This window comes from Arthrobacter burdickii (assembly GCF_030433645.1).
Classification (GTDB): Bacteria; Actinomycetota; Actinomycetes; order Actinomycetales; family Micrococcaceae; genus Arthrobacter_D; species Arthrobacter_D burdickii.
Window position 1 is genome coordinate 563617 of record NZ_JAROCG010000002.1, and the last position, 24463, is coordinate 588079.

18 protein-coding genes are annotated in these 24463 nt (G+C 66.2%); 12 read left to right on the forward strand and 6 right to left on the reverse strand.

Going from position 1 to position 24463, the window contains the following annotated elements; all coding sequences use genetic code 11:
• Nucleotides 1-104: 104 nt before the first annotated feature.
• The 9 genes from P5G52_RS17115 (at nucleotide 105) to P5G52_RS17155 (ending at nucleotide 14333) form a co-directional block, all read left to right on the forward strand.
• On the forward strand, nucleotides 105-1586 hold the full coding sequence (locus P5G52_RS17115) for a sugar transferase (protein WP_301230199.1): 1482 nt from the start codon (nucleotides 105-107) through the stop codon (nucleotides 1584-1586).
• 80 nt (nucleotides 1587-1666) lie between these two features.
• Nucleotides 1667-2113, forward strand: coding sequence for an FAD synthase family protein (locus P5G52_RS17120; RefSeq protein WP_301229766.1), 447 nt, complete (start codon nucleotides 1667-1669; stop codon nucleotides 2111-2113).
• 51 nt (nucleotides 2114-2164) lie between these two features.
• A complete protein-coding gene (locus tag P5G52_RS17125; protein ID WP_301229768.1) occupies nucleotides 2165-3343 on the forward strand; it encodes a DUF1972 domain-containing protein in 1179 nt (392 codons plus the stop codon).
• Nucleotides 3344-3507: 164 nt separating this feature from the next.
• The gene (locus P5G52_RS17130; protein ID WP_301229770.1) at nucleotides 3508-4206 is read left to right on the forward strand and encodes a hypothetical protein; all 699 of its coding nucleotides are present in this window, start codon (nucleotides 3508-3510) and stop codon (nucleotides 4204-4206) included.
• Nucleotides 4207-4307: 101 nt separating this feature from the next.
• Nucleotides 4308-5453, forward strand: a complete 1146-nt coding sequence (locus P5G52_RS17135; protein WP_301229772.1) for a hypothetical protein — start codon at nucleotides 4308-4310, stop codon at nucleotides 5451-5453.
• A 5-nt stretch (nucleotides 5454-5458) separates the two neighbouring features.
• Nucleotides 5459-10903, forward strand: coding sequence for a PKD domain-containing protein (locus tag P5G52_RS17140; RefSeq protein ID WP_301229774.1), 5445 nt, complete (start codon nucleotides 5459-5461; stop codon nucleotides 10901-10903).
• Between the two features lie 91 nt (nucleotides 10904-10994).
• Complete coding sequence (locus P5G52_RS17145; protein WP_301229776.1) at nucleotides 10995-11738, forward strand: CDP-alcohol phosphatidyltransferase family protein; 744 nt, start codon at nucleotides 10995-10997, stop codon at nucleotides 11736-11738.
• Entirely contained in the window at nucleotides 11729-13075 is a 1347-nt protein-coding gene (locus tag P5G52_RS17150) for a Wzz/FepE/Etk N-terminal domain-containing protein (protein ID WP_301229778.1), read from the forward strand. The genes P5G52_RS17145 and P5G52_RS17150 overlap by 10 nt, the downstream gene beginning before the upstream one ends.
• The gene (locus P5G52_RS17155; RefSeq protein ID WP_301229780.1) at nucleotides 13068-14333 is read left to right on the forward strand and encodes an O-antigen ligase family protein; all 1266 of its coding nucleotides are present in this window, start codon (nucleotides 13068-13070) and stop codon (nucleotides 14331-14333) included. Before P5G52_RS17150 ends, P5G52_RS17155 begins: the two co-directional genes overlap by 8 nt.
• On the opposite strand, the gene P5G52_RS17160 is transcribed toward P5G52_RS17155, so the two are convergent.
• Nucleotides 14270-16183, reverse strand: a complete 1914-nt coding sequence (locus tag P5G52_RS17160; RefSeq protein WP_301229782.1) for a right-handed parallel beta-helix repeat-containing protein — start codon at nucleotides 16181-16183, stop codon at nucleotides 14270-14272. The two genes, P5G52_RS17155 and P5G52_RS17160, sit on opposite strands and share 64 nt — an antisense overlap.
• Before the next feature lie 300 nt (nucleotides 16184-16483).
• On the opposite strand from P5G52_RS17160, the gene P5G52_RS17165 reads away from it, so the two are divergent.
• The 3 genes from P5G52_RS17165 (at nucleotide 16484) to sufU (ending at nucleotide 19518) form a co-directional block, all read left to right on the forward strand.
• Nucleotides 16484-17629 carry a glycosyltransferase family 4 protein gene (locus tag P5G52_RS17165; protein ID WP_301229784.1) on the forward strand — a complete coding sequence of 382 codons (1146 nt, stop codon included), beginning with the start codon at nucleotides 16484-16486 and terminating at the stop codon, nucleotides 17627-17629.
• 120 nt (nucleotides 17630-17749) lie between these two features.
• Complete coding sequence (locus tag P5G52_RS17170; RefSeq protein WP_435868717.1) at nucleotides 17750-19069, forward strand: cysteine desulfurase; 1320 nt, start codon at nucleotides 17750-17752, stop codon at nucleotides 19067-19069.
• Nucleotides 19066-19518, forward strand: coding sequence for a Fe-S cluster assembly sulfur transfer protein SufU (gene sufU, locus P5G52_RS17175; protein ID WP_301229786.1), 453 nt, complete (start codon nucleotides 19066-19068; stop codon nucleotides 19516-19518). Before P5G52_RS17170 ends, sufU begins: the two co-directional genes overlap by 4 nt.
• Here the strand turns inward: sufU and P5G52_RS17180 are convergent.
• The 5 genes from P5G52_RS17180 to P5G52_RS17200 all read right to left on the reverse strand — a co-directional run bounded on the left by P5G52_RS17180 (nucleotide 19515) and on the right by P5G52_RS17200 (nucleotide 24325).
• Nucleotides 19515-20168 carry a hypothetical protein gene (locus P5G52_RS17180; RefSeq protein WP_301229788.1) on the reverse strand — a complete coding sequence of 218 codons (654 nt, stop codon included), beginning with the start codon at nucleotides 20166-20168 and terminating at the stop codon, nucleotides 19515-19517. The genes sufU and P5G52_RS17180 overlap by 4 nt on opposite strands.
• Nucleotides 20169-20470: 302 nt before the next feature.
• The gene (locus P5G52_RS17185) at nucleotides 20471-22144 is read right to left on the reverse strand and encodes a sensor histidine kinase (RefSeq protein WP_301229790.1); all 1674 of its coding nucleotides are present in this window, start codon (nucleotides 22142-22144) and stop codon (nucleotides 20471-20473) included.
• Between the two features lie 10 nt (nucleotides 22145-22154).
• Complete coding sequence (gene nhaA, locus P5G52_RS17190) at nucleotides 22155-23507, reverse strand: Na+/H+ antiporter NhaA (protein ID WP_301229792.1); 1353 nt, start codon at nucleotides 23505-23507, stop codon at nucleotides 22155-22157.
• A gap of 49 nt (nucleotides 23508-23556) precedes the next feature.
• Complete coding sequence (locus tag P5G52_RS17195) at nucleotides 23557-23778, reverse strand: SCO4848 family membrane protein (protein WP_087071689.1); 222 nt, start codon at nucleotides 23776-23778, stop codon at nucleotides 23557-23559.
• 49 nt (nucleotides 23779-23827) lie between these two features.
• Nucleotides 23828-24325, reverse strand: coding sequence for a DUF2505 domain-containing protein (locus P5G52_RS17200; protein WP_301229794.1), 498 nt, complete (start codon nucleotides 24323-24325; stop codon nucleotides 23828-23830).
• Between the last annotated feature and the right edge of the window lie 138 nt (nucleotides 24326-24463).

A 24463-nucleotide genomic window follows, 5' to 3' on the forward strand; every position in this document is an offset into this window, starting at 1 on the left:
GTCTCACACATGTGTCGTCCATTGTGCAAAATTCGCCGCCTATTCCAAGTAAAACCCCTCCAGGGAATGGTCATCGCTTTCCAGGGGGGTACACCGTGACGCAGATGCACAGCGCCTTCGGTGGATTCACTGCGGTCCCAGGGATCGCTGCGGCCCATCAGCCGGCGGCCCTGTCGGGCACCGCCTGGCGCCGCCGCTACCAGGTCTCGCTGCTGGCCTCGGACTCCGTGCTCATCGTGGGGGTCCTGCTGCTGGCGGTGAACGTCCTGACACTCCACGCCGGCATCGAGACACTCACGGACGTCCTCGGACTCGGCGGCACGATGGCGGTCGGCTGGCTGACGATGATGTCGCTTTTCCGGACCCGTGACGCCCGCCTGGTCGGCACAGGCGCCGGCGAGTACAAGAAGGTCATCCGCGCGAGCAGTGCCACCTTCGCCGCGGCGGCAGTCGCCGTCGTCCTCCTGGACCTCGAGCACTTCCGGGGCCTACTCGTCCTCGCACTGCCGTCCGGCACGCTCCTCCTGCTGTCCAGCCGTTGGCTGTGGCGCCAGTGGCTGGTGCACCAGAGCAGGCTCGGGCATTACCTCTCGAAGGTCGTGGTCGTCGGACGGCCCACGGACGTCCGTTATGTGGCCGCCCAGCTGGCGAAGAACTCCGGCGCCGCCTACACCGTGGTCGGTGCCGTCTACGAGGGCAGGACCAACCCGGCAGCGCTGCAGACGGGAGACCGAGTGGTCCCCGTGATCAGCGGGCTCCGGAAGATCGAGGACTTCGTCGCTCTTACGGGAGCGGACGCCGTCATCGTCGCCGGGCACCTGCGCAAGGGCAGCTCCTACATCCGGGAGCTCGGGTGGCGCCTCGAGGGGTCCTCGACCGAACTGGTGCTCGCGTCCGCTCTGACCAACGTCGCCGGTCCGCGCATCACCATGCGGCCGGTCGAGGGCCTGCCCCTCATGCACGTCGAACTCCCGCACTTCACCGGGGGCCGCCACGTCCTCAAGAGGGCCATGGACATCGTTCTCTCGGCCACCGCGCTGGTAGTCCTGGCGCCGCTGTTCCTCGTCCTGTCGGTCGCCATCCGGCTCGATTCACCGGGCCCGGCGTTCTTCGTCCAGGAGCGGGCAGGCAAGGACTCGGCAGTGTTCCGCATGGTCAAATTCCGATCCATGGTTACCACGGCCGAGGACGAGCTCGAGCTCCTGAAGGAGCAGAACGAGGGCAGTGGTGTGCTGTTCAAGATGCGGGATGACCCACGGGTCACCCGGATCGGACGCATCATACGGAAATACTCGCTCGACGAGCTCCCCCAGTTCTGGAACGTGCTGCGCGGTGACATGTCCCTCGTGGGGCCGCGGCCGCCGCTCGTCAGCGAAGTCTCCGGTTACGAGGAGCACACGCACCGTCGCCTCCTGATCAAACCCGGACTCACCGGTCTGTGGCAGGTGAGCGGACGTTCGGACCTCGACTGGGAGGAAAGCATCCGGCTCGACCTCTACTACGTGGAGAACTGGTCGGTCGCCGGAGACCTGATCATCATGTGGCGCACGTTCAAGGTGATGCTTCAGCCTGTGGGTGCGTACTGATGTGCCCCTCTCCGTCAAGGAACCACGCGCCTCGGTCGGCAGCTCCTCCCGCGGCCGGCGGCAGCAGCCAAGGAGGCTCCATGGGAATCCGGATCGGGTATGCGGCCGGTGCATTCGACCTGTTCCACATAGGACACCTCAACCTGCTCCGGCATGCCAAGAGCGAGTGCGACTTCCTCATCGCGGGTGTCGTGTCCGATGAACTGCTCGAGAAGAACAAGGGCAAGCGTCCGGTCATCCCCCTGATCGAACGGCTCGAGATCGTGCAGAGCGTGCAGTTCGTCGATCGTGCCGTGGCCGAGGCCGCCCCCACGAAGCTCGACATGTGGAAGCAACTCGGGTTCAACGTCTTCTTCAAGGGCGACGACTGGAAGGGCACTCCCCAGGGGCTTGCCCTCGAGGAGACCTTCGCCCGGGTAGGTGTCGAGGTCGTCTACTTCCCGTACACCGTCCACACCTCGAGTACGTTCCTGCGGCGGACCCTGGAGCTCCTCAACGCTCCGGTGGCCCGCGAATCCACACCCTGAACTACACCGCCACCTGACCGACGTGCTTGCACCGACCGACTGGAGTCCATCATGTATCTGCTGTCGTCTCACCAGAAGCCCCTCCGCATCGCACTTGTCGGAACCCGCGGGGTGCCGGCCCGTTACGGAGGATTCGAGACCTGCGTCGAGGAGGTCGGGCAGCGTCTTGCCGCGCGCGGTCACGAGGTGATCGTGTATTGCCGGACCACGGAGGATACGACCCATGCCGCGACCGAGTACAAGGGCATGACACTCGTCTACCTCCCCGCGCTCAAGAAAAGGTCGCTCGAGACACTCAGCCACACCGGGCTTTCGGCAGGCCACCTGTTCTTCAAGCGCGCGGATGCTGCAATCGTGTTCAACTCGGCGAACTCCCCCTGGCTGCCCGTCCTGCGCGCGGCAGGCATACCGGTCGCGACCCACGTGGACGGCCTCGAGTGGAAGCGCGCCAAGTGGGGGACGCTGGGCAAGAGGTACTACCGGGTCGCCGAGTCGCTCGCGGTCCGATGGTCCGATGCGCTCATCGCGGATGCCGCCGGCATCCAGGACTACTACCGCCAGGAGTTCGGCGTCGACAGCACGTACCTGGCGTACGGGGCTCCGATCCTCGAGGGCGGAGCGTCGCACCGCCTTCCGGAGCTGGACCTCACCCCACGCGGATACCACCTCGTGGTGGCCCGTTTCGAACCTGAGAACCACGTCCACGTGATCGTCGACGGGTATGTCCGCAGCAAGGCCGAGCTGCCGCTGATCGTCGTCGGCTCCGCCCCGTATTCCGACGACTACACGCGGCTCGTCACCTCGCTGGGTGACGAGCGGGTACGTTTTGTCGGCGGCGTGTGGGACCAGGAGCTCCTCGATCAGCTGTACGCCAACGCCCGCATCTACTGGCACGGGCATTCGGTCGGCGGCACCAACCCCTCACTCCTGCGAGCGATGGGTGCGGGCGTCGCGACGAATGCCTTCGATGTGAACTTCAACCGCGAGGTTCTGGGCGCCAACGGAGAGTACTTCGCCGATGCCGCGGCGATCCCCGCGCTCGTACACGCCGCGGAAGCCTCGGTCTCGGACACGATGCTCCGCGGCAAGAAGTCCCAGGCGGACGCCCTGGCCTACGACTGGGATCGGGTTGCGGAGGGTTACGAGCAGCTCTGTTTCGACCTCGTAGGCCGCCGTGGGGCACGGGGCCGACGCTCCGGCGCGTTCCCGCTTTCCCACACCGTTTCCTGATACCGAGCGGCCGGCCTTTGCAGCCACTACGTGAAATCGCAATGGTTCGAACAGGGATTCCGGAGGGGTTCAGGTAGTTGCTACTCGTGTCTTTCTGTTCGACGAATTCTAGGCTTTCCGCAGTTTGTTCGTCCGACTGGGACGTATTCAAAGATTGGTCTCACATGAATAACCGATATATCGCTCGCGGCCGGCCCAGGACAATGTCCCGTGGTGCCGGGAGAGTATTCATCGTCCTGGCACTCACCGCCTTGCTGTCCGGATGCAGCAGCGATCCGGAAGCCGGCGAAGCGCCGTCAGGAAACGTCGGTCCCGAGGCGTCAGCTTCGGCGAGCCCTGTGGACCCGAAGCCCACGCCAGACCCCGGCGAGACCGGAGGGCCGGCGGGTGGACCGGCATTCGAGCCGGCGTCGACCGGTGCACCCGAAGTGAGCCGCGACGGTGAGACAGCGCTCCGCGAACTGACCGTTGCTCCGGTCAGTTTCGCGGAGGAGGCGGCGTGGAGTGACGGGCTGCGAGCGAGTACCCGGGGCTTCTCGCGGGGGACCATCACGGCGACCGGTGCTGGAGCGATATCGGGTGCTGCCTATGTCACGGTCGAAGTCGAGCTGCAGAACCGGTCCGAGAGCGATGTCGTTCTGGATGCGGTCGTCGCAACTCTTCTGGTCGGTGAGGATGCACTCCCTGCAGCTCCTACGTATGACATCGAGGAGGCAGCGGATCTTTCGGGAGTGCTGGCGCCCGGCGCCACGGCAACCGGCAGCTACGCCTTCCAGGTCGGTCCGGACGTCAACGAGGGTACGTTCTATCTGGACGTGGACGGCGATCATGTGATCGCCACGTTCAGCGGCTCCTTCCGATGAGGCTCGGCATCCGGCGGCTCCTGCCGGCCGGGCTCGCAGTAGTCGCTCCCTGCACCCAGGCCGTCGGCAGCATGTTGCTGATCCTGGTTGCGAGCAGAACCATGGATCTTGCCGACGTCGGTCTCTTCAGTCTTCTGTACGGCTTCTTCGTCCTCGGTTCCGGCCTGGTCAGTGGGTTCGTAGGAGACAGCGTCACCGTGCTGGACCGATCCGCCCGGGATATCCGTGCAGCGCTTCAGGCGTGGTTCCTTCTCCTTGCCGGCTCGAGTTCCGTGCTCCTCGCCGCGGCAAGTCATGTCCTAGGTCTCACCGGTCCGGCCCAGTCGCTGATTCTTGGGCTGGCGGCATTCGCCTTCATCAGCGAAGAGATCGTGCGGCGCCTGCTGATGATCGACCTGAAGTTCGGGAGGGTCACCCTGGTCGATCTGGCGATGATCCTCGGGACGGGACTCGTTCTTCTGGCTGCCGCCGGGAACGGCCTACGCCTGATTGATTTCATCGTCTCGGTCCTTATCGGGCAGGCAGCCGGAGCCGTGGCGGGGGTCCTCCTGCTCCCTCGGTCAGTGCGGTACGTCGTGCCGATGGGAGGACCAGCACTTCGTGAGGTAGCAGGATTCGGCATCTGGCGAGCGGCCCAGCAGGGGTTGAGGCCCGCGCTGCTGGCGGGTATCCGCTTCGTCGTCATACTGTCCATCGGCCTTGCTGCCGCGGGCGAACTGGAGATTGCCAGGGTGTATGCCGCACCGGCCCTCCTGCTCGTCGGGGGTTTCTCATCGTTCCTGTTCTCCTCCTACGCGCGGGATCCGTCCAGGCCGCTGCCCGAACTCATCCACCGTGCGGACCGGGCCGTGATCGCCCTCGCCGCAATCACCATCCTCGGCTCGGTTGTCGCACTTCTCCTGCTGCCGGTGGCTGGGCCGATGCTCACGGGGCGAATGCCGGATCCGATGGCCGTGGCCGGCTGGTTGTGCCTGTCCCTCGGCATCAGCGCCAGCATCCCCTACGGCTCGCTTGCAGCCGTCCGGGGGAGGGCTGCGTCCGTCTTCGGCGTTCGATTGTGCGAAAGCCTCCTGTCGCTCGCTCTCGCCACTGTGGCCGTCGCACTGTCGGACTCCTTCGTCCTCGCCCCGCTGTGCGCTGCGGTCGGCTCCCTGACCGGTGCCGCCATCCTCCGTTCATTCATCCTTGCACCGTCCCGAGCAGTATCGCTCCAACCCATCCTCCACTCCGCAGAGAAGGCGAGCTGAGACGCATGTCTGAGCCCAGAGCACTCCACAACAATTCGTCCCGTCCCTGGCTCGTGTCCCGCATGGCCAGGGCCATCGCCACGATCTCCGCGGGCGTGGTCCTCGCTGCATCATTCGCTGCCGTGCCGGCTCAGGCCGTCGAACCAGCAGTTCCACCTGCGACGCTTCCAGCCACGGTCAGCGCCGACCTCCTGGTGGCGCCACAGATCAATGGGGTGGTCTGGTCCACCGCGGTCGACGGCAATACTGCGTACGCCGTGGGCAGCTTCACCAGGGCGCGCCCGGCGGGTGTGCCGGCCGGAGGTGCGGGAGAAGTGGTGCGCAACAACGCCATGGCCTTCAACATCGACACCGGAGCGATCCTCCCCTGGGACCCGAACCTGAACGCCCAGGCACGGGTCATCGAGTTGACGAGCGACCGGAAGCAGTTGTTCGTCGGGGGTGACTTCACCGTCGTGAGTGGTCAGGCACGGAGCAAGATCGCCTCCTTCAGCACCGCCACCGGAACCCTTGATCCCTCCTTCAAGTCCTCTGCATCGGGGAGCATCTACGGGATCGCCGTGACGACGGACCGGGTCTACTTCGGTGGATCATTCTCCACCGCGGGGGGAAGCACGCGATCGAACGTCGCGGCCGTTGCACGCACCACGGGCGCCCTTCTTCCCTGGGCCCCCACCCCGAACGCACAGGTGCAGTCCATCGTCGCGGCGCAGGACAACAGCCGCGTCGTCCTCGGCGGGCGATTCCAGCAGCTCAACGGTGTGCAGAAGATCGGGATCGGAGCGGTCGACGGCATCAGCGGAGCCAGCCAGGCCTGGTCGAGCACCCCTATCCCTGCAGCGAAAGACGCCAGTTCGTCCTGGGTGACCCAGATGATCCTCCGGAACGGCGTCGTCTATGCGGGGGCGAACGGCGACGGAGGCCACTGGTTCGATGGGCGGTTCGCCGCCGACTTCATGACGGGTGATCTCGTGTGGCTCGACAACTGCTACGGATCCACGAGTGACGTCTCGGTCATGGGGGACATCATGTACTTCGTCTCCCACGCGCACGACTGCTCCTCGGTCGGGAGTTTCCCCGAGGAGAACCCCACGATCTGGCGCCGGCTCATGGGGAACACGATCTATGCGACGGGGACCGATCAGGCACCCCCCAGCCAGAACAGCCTCTACTCGGGTCAGCCGACCCCTTCCCAGGTCCACTGGTATCCGTCGATCAACACCGGGTTCTACACGAACCAGTTCCAGGGCGGCTGGGCCATGGACAACAACGGAACCAAGATCGTGGTGGGCGGGGAGTTCACTACCGTCAACGGCGTGGCCCAGCAGGGGCTTGCGGTCTTCGGGTCGAGGGCGGTCGCACCGAACAAGGTCCGGCCCGAGTACACGACGGCGATGAAGCCGACCGCGGTCTCCTTGGACGCCGGCTCGGTCCGTATCGCATGGCCCACCACCTGGGACTACGACGACGAGACGCTGACCTACGACCTGTTGCGGGACAACAGCCTGACGCCCATCGCGACACTCCAGCAGGCCTCCAGCTGGTGGCGGGTCAAGACCCTGGGGTACCTCGACAGCGGGCGGACAGCAGGCGCGACGCATACCTACCGCGTCCGGGTGAAGGATCCCGCAGGCAATGAATACATCGGGCCCAGGTCCGACTCGGTAACCGTGGGTTCAGCGGCGCGCAGTGCCTACGCGGACCTGATCGCCAGGGATGGAGCGGTGGCGTACTACCCACTGAACGAGAGCGCGGGCACCTCCTTCATTGACAACATCGGCTTCAATGATGCGACGGCCGGTACGGGGCTGACCCGTGGCGTGGACGGTTTCATGCCCTCCACGACCACGACCCGCTTCGACGGCACCGCGGGAGCCTTCGGGGCGACCAGGACCGCGGAGACCGCGCCCAATACCTTCACCGCCGAAGCCTGGATCCGCACCGAGACGACGACCGGCGGCAAGATCATCGGGTTCGGAAATGCGCCGACCGGGGATTCCGGCAGCTATGACCGACACGTGTACATGTCCAATGATGGACGCATCACCTTCGGCGTTCGCCCCGGATCCACCGTGACGATTCGCAGCGCCGGAGCATTCAACGACGGCAAGTGGCACCTGGTCACCGCGTCGCTGGGCGCGGACGGTATGAACCTCTACGTCGACGGGGTCCGCGAAGCGGCACGTTCCGAGGTCACAGCCGGGCAGGCATACACGGGCCGCTGGAGGATCGGCGGTGACAACCTGGGTGGCTGGCCCAACACGCCGTCCTCCAGCAGGTTCACAGGCGACATCGACGAGGTCGCGATCTACCCCACTGCCCTCGACCGCCGCGTGATCCTGGGCCACTTCACGGCCAGCGGGAGGACCGCCGACGTGCCGCCGGCACCGACCGATGCGTACGGCAAGGCGGTCGACCAGGACGACCCGGCCCTGTTCTGGCGCCTGGACGACTCCGGTTCTGCCAACGCCGCCGATTCCTCCTCCTCGAGGACCGAGGGACTGGTGAGCGGCAACGTCACGCGTGAGGCCGCCGGGGTGGTGAAGGGGACCGCCACCAAGGCGTTCACCTTCGACGGAACGAGTGGTATGACCGCTGCGAACAAGCAGTCAGAGAACCCTCGGGTCTACTCCATGGAGGCCTGGTTCAAAACCGACACGACCCGGGGCGGAAAGATCATCGGCTTCGGTAATACGAGTGCAGGATTGTCCGGGAGCTACGACCGGCATGTGTACATGGAGGATTCGGGGAAGCTCATCTTCGGGACGTTCACGGGTCAGATGAACACGATCCAGACGCAGCGGACCTACAACGACAATGCGTGGCACCACGTCGTCGCCAGCCAGTCTCCCCAGGGGATGAAGCTGTACGTCGACGGGACGCTGGCCGGCACGAATCCCCAGGCGGGCGCTGAGTCGTACACCGGTTACTGGCGTATCGGCGGGGACCGGACATGGGGCTCCAGCAGCGCGTTCTTCAAGGGGTCCATCGACGAGGTCGCCGTGTATTCCCGGGAGTTGTCCGCGGAGCGGGTGAAGGCGCACTACGACATCGTCGTGCCCCCCAACCAGCTCCCGGCGTCGGCGTTCTCCTCGGAGGTGACCGATCTCAACGTGGTACTCGACGGCGGTGCAAGCACTGATCCCGACGGCACGGTCACGCAGTGGAACTGGTCCTTCGGGGACGGGACCACCGCGGAGGGTGCGCGGGTACAACACGCCTACACGAAGAGCGGATCGTACGAGGTGTCCCTGACGGTGACCGACAACCGCGGAGGGAAGGCGACGACCAGCAAGACGATCTCGGCCACGACACCGAACGCCCTACCTGTGGCGGACGTCCAGGCCACGCAGGCCGGCCTGTCCGTGACGTTTGACGCCTCCGGATCCAAGGATGCCGATGGCTCGATCGCCTCGTACAGCTGGAACTTCGGTGACGGGACGACTGCCGAGGGACCGACGCCGACCCACCAGTTCGGACGGGACGGCACGTACACGGTGACCCTGGTCCTCATCGACGACCGCGGTGGCCGCACGAGTCTCGAGCGCCAGATCCAGGTGAGCAACTCCGCGCCGACGGCGACGTTCGCCGGAACAAGCGTCGGACTGGATGCGCACTTCGATGGAACCGGTTCGACGGATGTCGACGGGACTATCCGCACCTATGCCTGGGACTTCGGGGACGGTTCGACCGGATCGGGTGCCGTCGCCAACCATCGGTACGCAGCGTCCGGTTCGTACACCGTCACGCTGACCGTGACCGATGACAGAGGACTGACGGGCGCCTTCACATCGACCGTCAACGCCACGAAGGTCAACCAGTCGCCGACCCCGGGTTTCCAGGTCACGACCACGGACCTTCTCGTCCAGGTCGACGGGTCGGAAGCCAAGGATGCGGACGGTACCATCACGGGCTACGCGTGGACCTTCGGGGACGGTGCTGTGGCGAGCGGACGGACTGCCCAGCACGCCTATGCGGCGGCGGGATCCTATGACGTGACGCTCACGGTGACGGACAGTGACGGCGCGTCGGCGACGGTCACGAGGACGGTCACGGTGCAGGTCGCACCGCCGGCCAGCCCGACTGCTTCCTTCACCGCGCGGACCGACAACCTCACCGCGACGTTCAGCGGGGCGGGAAGCTCGAGCCCGAATGGGGCGATCACGACCTACGCGTGGTCCTTCGGTGACGGATCCACCGCCACGGGCGTCTCGCCGTCCCATGCCTACCGAGCGGCCGGGACTTATGACGTGAAGCTGACCGTGACCGATGTGCGAGGCGCGCAGGCGTCGACGACACAGTCCGTCTCGGTATCGGCTCCGCTGGTCGCCGCCTTCGAGGTGACGACGCAGGGCAGGCTCCTCTCCGCGGACGCCACCTCCACCGGTGGGAGTGGCGTCGGCTATGCCTGGGACTTCGGGGACGGGACGACCGCGACCGGCGTGACATCCAGCCACCGGTACACCAAGGACGGTGCCTACACCGTTCTCCTGACGGTGACCGACGCCGCGGGCCGCACGGCGTCCACGGCCAAGACCGTCACGGTTGCCAACAGCCTGCCGACCAGTTCCTTCACACCGGCGGTGTCGGGATTGGACCTGACGGTCGATGCCACTGCGTCGAAGGACGCCGAATCCACGGCGCTCTCGTACACCTGGTCCTTCGGCGATGGCACGGCGGCGACTGGTCGGGTTGCCACCCACACCTACGCTGCTGCGGGCACCTACACGGTCACACTCGTCGTCCGTGATGAGGATGGCGGGGAGGCACGGTCGGAGCAGCGCGTTCTCGTCGAGAAGGCGGTGACCGAGCCGCGCACCTTCGCCAGGGACGCCTTCTCCAGGACCGTCAGCTCCGGATGGGGTAGCGCGGAGGTGGGCGGCGCGTATTCCTACTCCGGAACGCTCTCCAACTTCTCCGTGGCGAACGGCAAGGGCCTGCTTCGATTGGGCTCCGCAGGAGCGGGACCCTCCGCCTACCTGAACTCCGTGTCCTCAACCGACACCGAGGTCCGTGCAAACATCTCGATCGATAAGGCAGCCACGGGGGGAGGAGTGCACCAGTCGTTCCTGCTGCGCGACGTGTCCGGTGCAGGTGCATACACCGCCAAGCTGCAGTTCCAGCCGAACGGGTCGGTCACGGCATTCCTGCTGCGCAACGAGACCATCCTCGTGAACCAGACGGTCATCTCCTCCCTGAGCTACGCCCCGGGGAAGGAGTTGGTGGTCCGGGCTCAGGTGGTCGGGACCTCGCCGACCGTCATCCGCATGAAGGTGTGGGCGGCAGGGACCCCCGAGCCCGCGAGCTGGCAACTGTCGACGAGCGACGGGGCAGTCGATTTCCAGAAGGCGGGGCGTGTGGGTTTCCAGTCCTATCTCTCGGGATCGGCGACGAACGCACCGGTGATCGTCCGCTATGACGACCTCTGGGTCGGGGAGGCTCGTCCGTAGCGTCCGGGACCCGTACCATTCGCAAGATATCGGCCGGACAGCGTTTGAAAGTCCGCTCAATAAGGAAGTCCGCTCAATAAGAAGGAAAATCATGACAATGCGACCTGGGGCGCAGTTGGAATTCCGCCAAGCACTGGACTCTCTCGCCAGTGCACAGAAGACATCGAAAGGAGCCCCCGCTTACTCGAGGTACATCAACAGGAGACTGGGTAGGGTCTTTGCCGCAGCAGCCTATTCCCGCAATCTCACCCCCAACCAGGTCACGGTCATCAGTGCCGTCGCCACGTTCTCCGGACTGGCGCTGCTGGTCCTGACGGATCCGACAACCGGCACCGCACTTCTGGTGACCGTCCTGCTGGTGCTGGGTTATGCGCTCGATTCGGCGGATGGTCAGCTCGCACGACTGACGGGGAAAGGGTCTGCGGCAGGGGAGTGGCTGGATCACACCGTGGATGCCTTCAAGGAGGGGAGTCTTCACCTCTGCGTCCTCATCTGCTGGTGGCGGTATCTGGACCTCGAGACCGCGTGGTTGATCGTCCCGATCGTGTTCCAGGTGCTTGCTACGGTGCACTTCTTCTCGTCACTCCTGATGGACCAGTTGCGGAGGGCCCAGCGAACCAGGAGCAGCGTGCCTGCAGTGGAGCAGTCGACGTCGTCGGCCCTGTACTCCCTCGCCGTGCTGCCGACGGACTTCGGTCTGATATGTGTCCTGTTCGTCCTGCTGCTCGTCCCTGGAATCTTCGTGGGTGCGTACAGCCTGCTCATGCTCGCCAACGCCGCATTCCTGGTGCTGGCCCTGCCCAAGTGGTACAGGGAGGTGAAGACATGGAGCTGAACGAATACGGGCGCATCTTCCGGCGCCGGTGGATCCTGATCCTCGTCTCGACCCTGGTCGGTCTGATCGTCGCCGTCGTGGCGACGGGTCTCACCACCCGCACCTACGACGCGCAGGCCGGCCTCTTCATCAGGTCTGATTCGGAGGGCGGTTCCAGTTTCGAGAATTCACGGTTCGTCCTGGAGCGCGTGAAATCCTATCCGGACCTGGTCGACAGTCCCCAGGTGCTCACGCCGGTGCTGCAGGAGTTGAACTCGACGCTGACCCTGGCCGAGATCAGGCAGCAGGTGAGCGCGAGCAACCCCGAGGAAACGGTGTACGTCAACGTCACTGCCTCCGCCGCGACCGCGCAGGATGCTGCCGAACTGGCCAACCTGGTGGCACAGAACCTGAGTGACGTGATCGGTGAACTGGAGGGGGAAGACACCGCGGGGAATGCGGCTATGGAGGCTTTCGTCGCCGTGCCTGCCGTCGCCCCGGCTGCACCATCCTCTCCCAACACCGTCCTGAACCTGGCGATAGGGCTGCTGGCCGGACTCGCCGTAGGGCTCGTCGTCGCCGTCGTGCTGGGATCCGGACATCGGAGGATCCGAAGGCGCGGGGATCTGTCCCGTTCGGTCGGCCTAGAGGTGCTGGTATCCGTCGCCGACGGAGCGCCCAGCGCCACGGGTGTCCTCTCCCAGGAGACGGAACTCCAGTACCGGGAGTTGATGACCACGCTCCTGGTCAGGCGTGGTGGCCACCTGCCCAAGCTCCTCATGGTGACGGCAGTCGGACAGGCGAACGGCACCCAGGGCGCGTTCGGGTACCAGTTCGCCGGCTATATCGGCGATTCAGGTGCGCGGACGTGTGTCATCGATGCGACGCAGCACCAGGCGCCAGGTGATGGGGCCGGCTCCGGGCAGACCGGAACGGACCTCGGTTTCTCGGACGTGCTCGTGGGCGAGGCGACGCTGGACGACGTCCTCTCCGCCACTGAATCGGGAACGTATCGCATCCCCATCGGCGCCTCCACGGAGAAGATCAGCCGTTCCCGGGCGGCGCGCGAGGGCGCGAGCATCCTCAAGGAGCTGGGCGACTCCTTCGATGTCACGCTCGTCAAGGCCTCCTACGATTCGCACCCACTGACGACGTGGACCGTCGCACCGGTAGCAGAGGCAGCCTTGGTGCTCGTGTCGTACGGCACCCGGGCGACAGACCTGGTGGACTCCGTACGTGAGCTCCGGGCGGTAGGTGTCGAGCCGCTGGGCGTGGTGCTGCTGGGTGGACGGCGGCGGTCGGGAGGTCGCGGACGGGGACGTGCCCACCTCAAGGTCCGGACCTCCGGTCTTGGCTGAGGCGAAGGCCCGCACCGCGAGCGCCATCATCATCTGGATCGTCCTGATCGTCAGTGTCACGGCGTGGCGGCGGGGTGCCTACTTCGAGGGGGCCTTCGACACCGTGGTCGTCGCCAAGGCCGCACTCCAGGGAGGGGCTTTCGCGATGGCCCTGTTCCTGAGGAAGGTATCTCCGACGGTGTACCCCGTCGCCGGCGGGCCGTTGCTGGCGGTACTCGCTGTGCTGGCGGTCTCCATGATCGGGGCGCTTCAGGCGGGCGGCACTACTGCCTCCGCGGTCCTCGTCGTGCGGATCGTCCTCCTGATGGCGACGGTGGTGCTGCTGGTGTCCCTGTTTCCACGGGAACAAGTCCTCAGGCAGCTGGTCATCGCCATAGGTGTGGTCGGCGCCGTCCTCGCGATCACCGGGGTCAGCACGGTCGGAGCCGGTGGCCGTCTGGAGGGGACCCTGCTCCCCATCAGCCCCAACGAACTCGTCCTCCTCTGTGCGGTCCCCGCGCTCGCGGCGATCCACCGGGTCCTGTCAGGGCGTGCGACGATCGGTGCGGTCGTCGCAGCAGTCGCCTATACCCTTGCCTGTGTAGCGACCCAGTCACGAACGGCCTTGCTCGGCGTGGCCGTGGCAATCGTCGTTCTTGTCCTGAGTATCCGAGTCATCCAGCGGTACGTCGTCGTCGTGATGATCGCGTCCGTGCCCGCGCTGTTCGTAGTCGCCGCGTACACCCCGATCCTCGGGTCACTCCTCAACCGGGAGGGGAGCACGTCCAACCTCACCCTGAACTCACGCACCATTGCATGGCAGGTCGTGCTGCAGACTCCCTTCGAGTCCCTGCAGAAGTGGGTCGGGGCGGGGATGTCGGTCAAGACCGTGCACGTGAGGGGACAGTACTGGAACGAGCAGGTCCTCGATTCCAGTTGGATCTCTGCGCTTGCGCAGACGGGGGTCATCGGCACCGCGATCCTCGCCGTACTCGTCACAGCAGTCCTGGTCGCCACGATGCGAGGCGGACGTAGGAATGCGTTACCCGTTGCTCTCCTCGTCTTTCTCCTGATCAGGGCATTCCTCGAGACCGGGCTCGTGGACGCCAGCGTCACGTTCATCGTCCTCATCGCCCTCGCGTCTGCTTTCGTACCCACATCGAACCGGCGCCAGGAGGAGTGCGGTCATCGCACCGCCGGGCTCCAGCCGGCCCCTCAATCCGCTACGGGACCCACCAGAAGGGTTCCTGTCGGAACTCCCAGCAACCGGGCGATCTGATCGGGTAGCGGCTGGGCGACTCCAGCCGACCGCACTGGGGTGCTCACCTGGAACGTCTCCGGATCGACAATGTCCACGCCTGTCAGCTCCATGTCATGCGCCGCCTGTCCCGTCGCATTCCTGAAGCGGCCGAGAGTGGTGAACACCGCCGGATCCCCGGTTCCTCGTGACCAGACCACGAGCCAGTCCGGAGTGGAGACCGAGGCGCGATGGAAGACATTGCCCGATGTCGTCACGCCCATGGCTTCCGCAGACAATCGATGGGAATAGTCCTCGACACACAGCAGGCAGTTCGCCGTAGTGCCCGTTATCACGTTGTTCCGAAGGGCAATCCGCCCGTTGATCCACGTTATCAGCGGATCGGGAAAGAGCTGCCGTGGGTCGTGTCCGGGCGTACGGCCGTCCGTGGCGCGCCGGGAGTCCTGCACGATGTTGATCGGACGCCCGTTGTCGATGAACGAGTTGTTCCAGATCGCGACGTCACTCGTATTGTTGATCTTCAGACCGTGGCCCTCGTTCCCCGCAATGACGTTGTTTGCGACGACCGCGCGGGCGGAGATCTCTACCGCCAATCCATGGCCGCTGTTCCCGATGAAGTCGTTTCCCGAGGTCGTGATATCGACCACCGACTCGTCGAACCACAGTCCGGTCCCGTTGTTCGCCCTGAAGATGCTGTCCTGCACCTGTACAGACCGGGTCCGGCCGATCTTGAACCCCCCGGCCACCGGCGAATGATGAAAGCCTTCGGTATTGTTGTCCGTCACCTTGAGGCCGGCCGCGGACAAACCGTCCGCGTACGTCGCGGACGCACCGAGCATGCCGTTCTGCGTGAGGGTTATTCCTAGCAGCCGGGCGTCCGTGCCGGACACCGCGAGTCCGGTCGTCGAGGTCTGCTCGACGACGACGTTCTCGATCGAGATCCCCGTGCTCTCGAGAGTCACCGCGGCCATGTGCGGAACGGATGGAGAAAACCGACGGACGCCGATCCCCTTGACGGCCGATCCCGCCGACTGTATCGAGATCGCCTTGGCGATCGAACTTGCTCGGACGTTCTTGCCGGATGGATCCGACCCGAGGAACAGCCGATCGCTGTCATAGTCGACGAGGAAGGAGCCGGCAGTCAGTTCGTCCAGTGAGGCCACTTGTTGTTGTGCTGTGCCGTCGATCCACACCTGATCCGGGTGCGACGCCATGGGATGGTCGGGATCGACGAAGGTCCAGCCCGGGGTCGTACCGTCCGCATCTCCCCACGAATACGTCGGACTCGCGTCGAACTCGGCCGTCCATCCTTCGGCGACGAATGCCCGTCCATCGGGCTCGAACCCGGTCACCGGGACACTGCCGTCGAGCCACACCTCCTCATGGGGGAACGCCTGCAGGGTGATCTTCTTGGTCGGGGGGATCCGGACCCCTTCGTGGAACGAACCGCTCCTGAGGACGATGGTCTGCCCGCTGCGGGCCTTGGCGACAGCGGCCTTGATGGTCTTCAGCGGCGAGTCCTGTGCCCCACGCGCGGTGTCGCTTCCGTCGCGGGCAACGAAGAGCGCATCCTCGGGTACGGCGTACGCCGTCGTGCCCACAGGTGCGGCACCCGCAACGGAGCGCTCTTCAGGCGCGGACGATCCCGTCACCGCTCCTGGTGCCGGGGCCCTCGAGTACGACCGGAGCGCCTCGGCGAAGAAACTGTCGGAGGACGACGCCCGGCGCTCGCTCGACGACGAGAAGCGAGTGCTGTCCGCGCCGGCGCCCGTGTCGGATGGATGCTGCGCTGGTGGAAGAGCGCATGCCGCCAGCAGCACGACGGCGCCGAGCGCACCGGAGCGATAGCTGAGCCGGACAAACGAATTCACGGTCGGTAGCACTCCCTCGCGATTGCGCGTTCTGCCACACCGTCTGGAATGCAGTCCGAATCGGATGCCATCGTTCCCAAGCGATGCGGTGGGCGCAACGTTACCGGACTGAGGAAGCGGCAGGCGGGCGTAATTCTTCCAGTCGGTCTCCCGACCGCGAGATCACATCCAAATGAGCCTGCGGCGTCTCCGATAATTCGAGTCGATACATCTAGGATTGAAACCACCGATCGGAAGGAATTGCGCCGAACAATTCCGGATCCTTTGATCGCAACCGGCTAGCCGAAGGTTTTCATGGACTTGACTGGGCAGAAAATCGTCATCGCACATCCCTCGGCCGATCTGTACGGCTCGGACCGGATGATGCTCGAGACCCTCGAAGGGCTGGTGTCTTCCGGTGCGGAGACAACCGTCGTGGTGCCGACCAGTGGACCGCTCCTGGCGCGGGTCGGTGAGACAGGTGCCGCCTCTGTGGTGGTGAAGAGCCTGGTCCTGAGAAAGAATCTCCTGTCCGCGAGGGGGGCCCTGTCACTGCTTGCCCAGAGCGCGAAGTCCTCGATCGCAATTGCCGCATTTCTCGCCCGGAACCGGCCCGATACCGTCTACGTGAGTACGTTGAGTATTCCTTTGTGGACCGTCATCGCGCGTTTGTCCGGATGCCGGGTCCTGGTTCATGTCCACGAGGCAGAAGGCCACGTGCGTCCCATCATCCGGCACCTTCTGGCCCTGCCGATCCTGTTCTCGACGGAGGTGATCGCGAACAGCCGGTACACCGTGAAGGTGTTGGGCCAGTCCTTGCCACGGAAGGCTTCCCGGGCGCGCATCGTGTACAACGGGGTCGCCGGACCCGAGTCCGTGAGCAATCCTCGGGACGAGCTCTCCGATGCCGTACGGCTCATCTACTTCGGTCGGATATCCCACCGCAAGGGCGTGGATCTCGCAATCGACACTGTTGCCGAACTCAAGCGCCGAGGGATAGTGAGCACATTGGACGTCGTCGGCGCGGTGTTCGCCGGCAATGAAGAATACGCTCGCGAACTCACGGACAGGATTCGACGGGAGGGCCTCCAGGATTCTGTTCGAATGCTGGGATTTCGGGAGGACGTCTGGAGTTCCCTCGATGACGCCGATATAGTGCTGATCCCGGCACGGCTCGACGAATCATTCGGGAACACTGTGGTCGAGGCCATGCTGGCGGCCCGTCCCGCCGTCGTCTCAGCGATGCCTGGACTATGTGAGGCAGGTGATGGCTACGGCAGTGTCCAGTTCGTCGCACCGGACGACGTCGGTCAGCTTGCCTCGGCCGTGGAGACCATCGTGGACGATTGGCCCCGGTGGCGGGGGCTCGCCGTGAAGGACCGGTCCCGCGCCCAGGAACATCATGCTCCGAGCAAGTATCGACGGGAGATCGTCGCTTCGATCGCCGGGACGGCCTCGCAGGGGTAGCTCCGGCAGGTCCTCCGTTCTTAGGTAGCACTGGGATGCCGGACGCAGGACGGAGTGGGACGATTAGATCAGAGAAACCTTGCGTTATTGCCGCAGGGGTCCCCGATCCGAGGAGCTTCCGTGCCCGTGGTTGAAACGCCCGTCACCCTCACCCCTGCCTCCGCGGGGCTGACCGATGCCGAGGTGCACCGCATCCGCAACGACTTCCCGATCCTCGGCACCGAGGTCAATGGCAAGCCGCTCATCTACCTCGACTCCGGTGCCACCTCCCAGAACCCCCTGAGCGTGATGGAGGCGGAGCAGGAGTTCTACGAGCAGCGCAACGCCGCCGTCCACCGCGGAGCCCACACGCTCGCCGTCGATGCCACCGAGGCCTACGAGGACGCCCGCACCGCCGTCGCCCGCTTCATCGGTGCCAGCACCAATGAGCTGGTCTGGACGTCGAACGCGACCGAGGGCATCAACCTGGTGGCCTACGCCATGTCGAACGCCGCGCTGGGACGCGGGGGAGCGGCCGCCCGGCGCTTCGCCGTCGGGCCGGGTGACAACATCGTCGTCACCGAGATGGAGCACCACGCCAACCTCATCCCCTGGCAGGAACTCGCCGCCCGCACCGGCGCCGAACTCCGGTTCCTTCCGGTCGGTGATGACGGCTCGCTGCGCCTGGAGGACGCCGACGCAGTCATCACGCCGTCGACCCGGCTCGTGGCGTTCTCGCATGCCTCCAACGTGCTCGGCACCATCAATCCCGTCCGGGAACTCGTGCAGCTCGCCCAGGCCGTCGGTGCCCTCACGCTGCTCGACGCGTGCCAGTCCGTGCCGCACCTCCCGGTCGACGTGAAGGACCTCGGCGTCGACTTCCTCGTGTTCTCCGGCCACAAGATGCTCGGCCCCACCGCCATCGGAGCGCTCTACGGCCGCGCCGAACTGCTCAACGCCATGCCGCCCTTCCTGACCGGCGGCTCCATGATCACCACCGTGACCATGGAGCGGGCAGAGTACCTCCCGTCGCCGAACCGCTTCGAGGCCGGGACCCAGCGCATCTCGCAGGCCATCGCCCTCGGCGCCGCGGCGAACTACCTGTCCGAGACCGGCATGCAGCACATCGAGGCGTGGGAGTCGAAGCTCGGCGCGAGGCTCGTCGAGGGCCTCGGCGCCATCGAGGGCATCCGCGTCCTCGGGCCGGCAGCGGGCCTGCCGCGCATCGGGCTCGCCGCGTTCGACGTCGACGGCGTTCACGCGCACGACGTCGGTCAGTTCCTCGACGACCAGGGCATCGCCGTGCGGGTGGGCCACCACTGCGCCCAGCCGCTACACCGCAGGTTCGGCCTCACCGCCACCACCCGCGCCAGCACGTACCTCTACAACACGACGGACGAGGTGGACGCGTTCCTGGACGCCGTCGCCCAGGTCCGTCCCTTCTTTGGAGCACAGAGATGAGCACCGGTCTCGAACAGCTGTACCAGCAGATCATCCTCGACCACGCGAAGGCGCGGCACGGCTCGCCCCTCAGGGAGTACGACGGCGCGGGCCGGGCCGGCGAATCACATCAGCTCAACCCCGTGTGCGGTGACGAGATCACCCTCCGGGCCGGGGTCGCCGACGGGACCGTCGCGTCCGTGACCTGGGACGGTGCCGGCTGCGCGATCTCCATGGCGTCGGCCTCCGTCCTCACCGACCTGGTGCAGGGACTGCCCCGGGACGAGGTGATCTCCCTCGTGGATGCGTTCCGCGAGGTGATGCGCTCTCGCGGCAGGATCGAGGCGGACGAGGAAGTCCTCGGGGACGCCGCAGCGTTCTCGGGGGTCTCGCGGTTCCCGGCACGGGTCAAGTGCGCCATGCTGGCGTGGGTCGCCCTCGAGGAATCGCTGCTGGCCGCGAACAGCTAGTCGGACTGGACCGCGGACTCCTTCAGCGCCTGGCACAGGTCGACCACGTCCCTGGTGGTGTTCCTCAGGATCTCCACCGAGTCGGGCTCGACAGCGTTTTCGTCCTCCGAGAGGCGGATTTCCAGCGTCAGCTTTCCGCGCTCGAAAATGAAGATCTCCGGCAAACCCGCTCCGGCCAGCGCTGCGGCCTCGACTTGACTGCCTGTCGGATAGACGATCGAGGGCCCCTGGAGTTTTACCACGATTGTCGACTCGTCCGCCGAGGTGCGCACGCTTCCCCGTCCGGAGATGTCGAGTTCGTCAAGGAAGGCTCCCTTCGGGAATGCTGCTCCCGGGGTCTTATCCGGAGCCACGGACACATCTACGGTGGCGCCGCCCCGGTATGTCACGACCGTCTCCCCGTCATGCTTCACCTGAACCTTGTTCTGTACATCCCGGACGTCCCCGGACGTCAGGGTCAGGGTAGTGCCGCACGCCGAGACCGGGGGGAAGTCGTAGTATTCGTCGGGCACGGGAACGTACCCGCGAGTTTCCGCGGGCGGCCAGGGTGCGGGGGTCTCCTCCTCCGTGGCCGTGGCGGCGGACGCCGATCCGGCGACGAGGGACAGCGTGGCGAGAACCGAAAGGCACAGCGTGTTCTGGGTTGTCATATCAGGCTCCTGGACATGGCAGGAGCGCAGCCGTAGTGCGTCCTGCCCGGGTATGCGTTGGATGCCGTGAAGGCGACAGGTCCACTGGACCGGCGCTGCGTGTCCGCCGACCCGGGCACGTTGCGTCAACCTACGCCCGCATTTTTCGGGCTGTCAATGGCAGTGGACGCCGTTCCGCTACCCCATCGAAAGTAGGGGGTTTCGCCCGCCCTGCGGTGACGTTCCCGAGCACCAGCCCTCCGCTGGAGTCCCTCATGGATGCAGCTCGTTCCGCCGCCCCGCGGGGACGATGGAGGCCGCGGTCACCGCGGAGGCTGGGGGATGAGGATCGTGAAGCACGTTCCCTGACCGGGCTCGCTCCGGACCGTGATGGATCCGCCGTGCTCACCGACGATGCTCTTGGTGATCAGCAGCCCCAGTCCGACCCCCGGCACCGCCGTCGTACGGACCGACGGTGAACGGAAGAACCGGTCGAACACGTGGTGCAGTTCCTCCGCCTCGATACCGATGCCGGTATCCTCCACCGCGACCGTCAGCCCGTCGCCGTTCAGGGACGCATCCAGCGTGATGCTGCCGCCCCTCCTGTTGTACTTGACCGCATTGGTGAGCAGGTTGTCGACGGCCTGCGCGAGCCGGACCGGATCCGCCACGGCGGGCAGGCTCGACGGCGCGCGGTTCACGAGGTGGAGACCGGACCGGGTGGCACGCACGGAGGCCGATGACGCCGCCTCCGCCAGGATCCTGCCGACGTCGGTCGCAACCGGGTTCACCTCGAAGGTGCCGGCGTTGATGGCCAGCAGGTCCTCCACGAGCTGCTCGAGCCGCTCGGCGTTGCGCCGGGCGACCTCCAGGTGGTGGACGACGTCGCCGGGCAGGCTGTCGCGGAGTTCGAGGGTCAGTTCGAGGTACCCGAGGATCGAGGTCAGCGGCGTCCGGAACTCGTGCGACACATTGGAGAGGAAATCGTCCTTCGCCTGCAGCGCGAGCACCAGTTCCGTGACGTCGTTGAAGGACACCACCGTCCCCGCGTACGCCCCGTCGTCGTGCATGGAACGGGAGGAGATGCTGAAGGCCCGCTGGGAGCGCGGTGGGCCCAACCAGATCTGCACTCCCTCGAGGTCCTCGCCCCGGATCGCGCGGAGCACCGGGCGTTCCTCGGGAGGGATGGGGGTCACGCGGTCGGGGCCGAAGATCAGCAGCTCAGCCTCGTTCGGGTCGTCGTTGCCCACGGGGGCGGCCGCCAGGTGGTCCCTCCGCTGCCGGGCGTTCATGAGGATGTCGTTGCCGTCCGCGTCGACCGCGAGCAGCCCCACGCTGACCGTGTCGAGCACGGTGTTCAGCAGCCGCTCGCGGATCCGGCCGGCCTCGACACTCTCCCGGAGCGCTGCCTGGGAGACGCGCAGCGCCTCCTGCCGCCGCCGGTTGTCCTTCGACAGGGCGCTCACGAACCACGCCATGCCCGTGAGCATGATGGGCAGCAGGATCGGGTCGATCAGGGCGTCGGCGGTCAGGGGTTCGGGACGCAGTACGAGCGGCAGCCAGATGATCGCGAGCGACGCGGCGATGGTGACGGCGACCGCGGTACCCGTCCGGACACGGGACGCGGCGATCCAGACCACAGGGAATGCGGCCAGCAGCCCTACTCCGCCGAGGGCCTCACCCGCGGCCGCACGGGACAGGCCGACGGCCACGAAATCGACCAGTGGAACGAGGATCACCCAGCGGCTGGGGATGCGCGACCACGGCAGGACGCAGCACAGGGCCAGGACGAGCAGGTTGAGCAGCCACCCGGAGAGGAAGATCGCCGTCGACGCGAGGTCCCCGCGTTCCGCGACACCGAGCACCATGGCAAGCGTGAACGTGATCGTCAGCGCAAGTTCGCTGAAGATGATGCGCCGGCGGTGACGGGCCCGCCGTCCGCTGCGGCCCGAGTCAGCGGGAGTCCCCCCGCCCGGCGCCAGTCCACTTTCCCCCATGGAGAGGATCCTAGTTCCCGTGGTCTTCGAAGACGTCGGGGATGCCGTCCGCGTCGGCGTCGATTTTTTCTTCTTCCTCGATGCGGCGGTAGCGCCTGTTGCGTAGGCGCAGGACCACGCTGGAGAGCAGGGCTGCGGTGAGGGAGGCGGTGAGGATGGCGACTTTCGCGTGGTCGTCGTGTTCGGTGCCGGTGCCGAAGCTGAGGTCGTTGACGAGCAGGGACACGGTGAAGCCGACGCCGGCGAGGATGCCGACGCCGAGCAGGTCCCACCAGCTCAGGCCCGGGTCCAGGTGCGCCCTGGTGGTTTTGGTGACGAGGAACGTGGTGGCGAGGATCCCGAGGGGCTTGCCGAGGACCAGGCCCAGGACGATGCCGATGAGGACCGGGTCGGTGAGGGCGGATGCGAAGCCCTCGGGCCCGCCGATGGCCACGCCGGCGGAGAAGAACGCGAAGACGGGGACGGCGAATCCGGTGGACAGGGGGCGGAAGCGGTGCTCGAGGACCTCGGCGAGGCCGGGTTTCCCGGGCCTTGGCATCGCCGGTTTCCCGTCGGACTTCCGCAGCACGGGCACGCAGAAGCCCAGCAGGACCCCGGCGACGGTCGCGTGGACTCCGGAGGCGTGCATGAGGGCCCAGGTGGCGATCCCGAGCGGCAGCAGGATCAGCCAGGGCCCGTGCACGGTGGTGCCGAAGAACTTCGGTCTGCGTTGGGCGAGGAGGGCGAAGAGTCCCAGCGGCAGGAGCATCGCCAGCAAAAAGGCCGGGCGGACGTCCTGGGAGTAGAAGAACGCGATGATCGCGATGGCGATGAGGTCATCGACCACGGCCAGGGTCAGCAGGAAGATCCGCAGGGCGCCGGGCAGGTGCGAGCTGATCACGGCGAGCACGGCCAGGGCGAACGCGATGTCCGTCGCGGTCGGGATCGCCCACCCCCGCAGGGTGTCGGGGGAGGATGCGTTCACGGCGGCGTAGATCAGGGCGGGGACGACGACGCCGCCGAAGGCCGCCGCGACGGGCACGATGGCCCGGCTGATCCGCCGGAGGTCTCCGGCGACGAACTCGCGTTTGAGTTCGAGTCCGGTGAGGAAGAAGAACACCGCGAGCAGCCCATCCGACGCCCACGTCCCCACGGACAGGTGCAGGTGCCAGGGCTCGTAGCCGAACTCGACATCCCGGACCGCGAAGTAGGAGTCCGCGAACGGGGAGTTGGCCCAGATGATGGCGATCGCACTCGCGATCAGCAGCAGGATCCCGCCCACGGTCTCCTTGCGCAGGATCTCCGTGATCCGCAGGTACTCCGGATAACTCGACCGCTGCAGGACGACGGGGTGCGTCCCCTTCGCGGACTCGTCGCCTGCCATGTGCTGTCCTCTCGATCGGCCGCTGCCGTACGTACGGTATGTGCGGACCTCAGCCGATGAGGGCCCGCACCCCGATCACGGCGGTGGCCGCACCGAGGATCATCGACGTCGAGATGAGCATGAGGTGCACGGTCAGGAACCGCGTCGCTGCGCCCTTCTCGTCCCGCGCCCGCGGGTCCTTGAGGACACGGCGCAGGAAGGGCGGCCAGACGATCAGCGTCCAGACGCCGGCGAGGATCAGGATGAGGGCAAGGGGTGTGGGGAGCTGCACGGTGCGAGTCTTTCGGGTGGGGTGAACAAAGGTGCGGAGCGGAACGGGATCAGTGGTTCTCGAGCCACTTCCGGGCCTCGACGGCCTGCACATTGAGGGCCTTGCCGATCATGGGCTCGGCCGCACCGGCGATCTTCCCGCCGAGGAACGGGATGGACGAGGTCACGTTGCCCTGGAGATCGACGACCGTGGAGGTGCCCTGGGTGACCAGGCGCTGCACTGCGGTGACGTTCAGGGGGACTCCGGCGACCGTCATGTCGAGCGAGGCCCGGCGCGAGCCGTCCGCCTCGGGGGCCTCCCAGTGCTCGGTCTGCGTGACGGAGAGAGTCTCGCCGACGAACTTGCGGGCCATGTCCGGCAGCCGGTTGGTCGGCATGGTGCGGACGGCGGTGAGCGTGAACGCGCCGGCGGTGTCGCCGTCGAGCGTGAGGGACTGCAGGGAGCCTCCGACGTACTCGCTCATGTGGCGCACGAACCCTTCGTCGGTGAAGACGCCGAGGACGGTGGCGGTGTCGTAGGGGAGTGTGGTGGACGCGTTCAGTGCCATGGTTCCTCCGGGAAATCAGCGCGGTGCCGCACGGGCGGCAGGACAGGGGTCTCCAGCAATCCTACGGCCTGACCCTCTAGGGAGGTCGGCCGGCGCCGGGCGGCCTCCGGGTGTCAGGGCCGCTTGGTAGGCTGGAAA